Below are 2,259 nucleotides of genomic sequence, written 5' to 3' on the forward strand. Positions count from 1 at the left end.
GCGGATTTGCGCTATAATTGAGAATTTCTTCGGAATCATTAAATCCGAAATGTTCTACCTTAAAAAATACACCTCAGTTGATGAACTTAAAAAGGACATAACGGAATATATTGAATACTATAATAAAGACAGAATTAAACTCAATTTAAACGTAATGAGCCCGATAAAATACCGGGCTCTTAATCCTAATTAATTTTTAACTTCGTCCAACTTTTGGGGTTCAGTCCATCCCTGCCGGGCTTTACTACAAATTATTCATCTCTCACACGCGACACGCGTGCGCCAGCTTTGAGCATTGGCTGCTTATTCATTTTTCCCAAAAAAACCGTCACTTAATATTCAATTTGAAAATTCAAATCAATTATTACTTGCTGCTTAAACCGAACTCACGTTAAATTACATTCGCGAACTTATGGAGCTATAAAAGCTAGACTTCTCAAACTTGGGTTACTCAAGAAATAACAAAGCCCAGCAACTTTAGACTGCTCGGCTTTGTTATAACTTTGCTTATTGCACGTCAAAGAGACATCAGCTTAGATTAGCTTCAATCTTATTGACTTATAAAAAAATATACCCATTAAGAGAATGCCAATAATGGTATTGTAGACTCCAAGAGTTTTATCAGAAGGAGAAAAGAATTGGGTATAGATAAAAAATTCAGCAACATAAAAAGCAATTAACAGGATCAAAAAATAAATACCTTTTTTTATCTTCAAAATATAGTACAACGGGGCACAGAAAAGCAATATTAAAAACACTATATAAAATAAAATATATAATACATATCCAAGAGTAAGCTTGAATACTTCCTGTGTAGTTTCTGCATTATTTATTACTATATTTTTAAATCTATCTCCAATAAACGCAAGAAAAAAAGAGAATATTATATACTTTATTAGTAAATAATAAACTCCATTAAAAAAACTAATCTTAAACATACCTTATCGTTTAAAAAACTTTGATGGATAATATGAAAAATCCTGGTATCTTTTAGAACCTGCCGTTCCTACAAACGGTGCTTTATGAGTTTTCATAAAAGATGGTTGATCATATTGCATCATACTGGCACCATTCATCTTAAGAGTAGCCGAAGGAAAAATATTTGTATAAGAAGAAACGGAAAGATTACCATTTTTACTATTGTAGTTAATATCTAATTTTTGTGCTACATCTACGATTTTAAACCCTATAAACCTTAAACTAACTTCTTCACTGGGAGAGACACTAGCGTGCTGTTCAAAATTCATATTAATCCCTGTGGCTGTTGACTTCACATCAAACACATTGTTATTCCCACCTTTCCCAGGATAGCTATCTCGCGCTGTACCAAATGGCGTTTCCCCTGGACGGACATTGGCTTCACCAATTATACTAGTTAATTCACCACTGGAGTTTTCTCTAGCAGTTAAAGTAATATTACTTGTTAATTTATCACCTGAAGGATCTATTAAACCTCCCATTGTTGGACCATCCCAAAGATTTCCATCAATGTAACTATTAAATTCAAACTTTAAAGTTTTTCCTAAATAAGTTTCTCCGGATTTTGTGCTAGCTTGGTCGTTAGCTTTATTATCCCAATAAATGCTACCATCTTTTCTTTTTACAAAATCATTCCCTTCCATTCCATCGGGGTCCACAAACCTGATCGGGTTGTTGAACACAAAAGCGTAAGGAGAATAACGTCTCATCTTCTCTGCTAATGGGTCAATCGTATTCCACCTGCCAATCACCGGGTCGTAGAACCTTGCCCCGTAATCATACTGTCCCAATTCCTCCTGCAACTCCTTGCCGTTATAAAGATATTTATTATTTCCGAATTGTGTATTTTTTCTTAATCCAAATGCATAGTAATCGTCTCTTTGTAACACTTCCAGCTGATGGGTGCTCGGGTTTTTGTAAAACGTCGTCCGTACATTGCCCAAATGATCAGACAGGTGATATTCGTAACTGTAATTCCCACTGCCGTTGTTTCTGGCCAAACCTTCCTCCGTCTGGATGAAATCGATGCTCTTATCTGGTTTATACTGGATCCCATCAATGTAATTAATGGTTCCAGCCGATGTGCTCTTTTTGAGCTTGTTACCAGCCGCATCATAAGTATAGCCTGTAACCAGGTCAATGTTGTTCGCAGCCCTCACCTCATGGGGCAGGTTAAGCACATTATAATCAAAATGATATCCCGAACGCCCGTCAATTACCGCATTCCCATTCCGGTCATATTCATAGCCATTGGTTACCTCCGCCGCAAACCACAGCTGA

Annotated in this window: 2 protein-coding genes; one reads left to right on the plus strand and one right to left on the minus strand. The window is 36.2% G+C overall.

Annotated features, from left to right (window positions below):
• Positions 1-193 (plus strand): IS3 family transposase (locus OQX64_RS22325; RefSeq protein WP_265820417.1); only part of this gene is annotated, 193 nt, incomplete at its 5' end.
• Positions 194-941: 748 nt separating this feature from the next.
• Here OQX64_RS22325 and OQX64_RS22330 read toward each other — a convergent pair.
• The coding region (locus OQX64_RS22330; RefSeq protein ID WP_265820418.1) for an RHS repeat domain-containing protein at positions 942-2,259 on the minus strand (1,318 nt) is incomplete at its 5' end.

It is taken from the genome of Pedobacter sp. GR22-10 (genome assembly GCF_026239715.1).
In the GTDB taxonomy this organism is placed as follows: Bacteria; Bacteroidota; Bacteroidia; order Sphingobacteriales; family Sphingobacteriaceae; genus Pedobacter.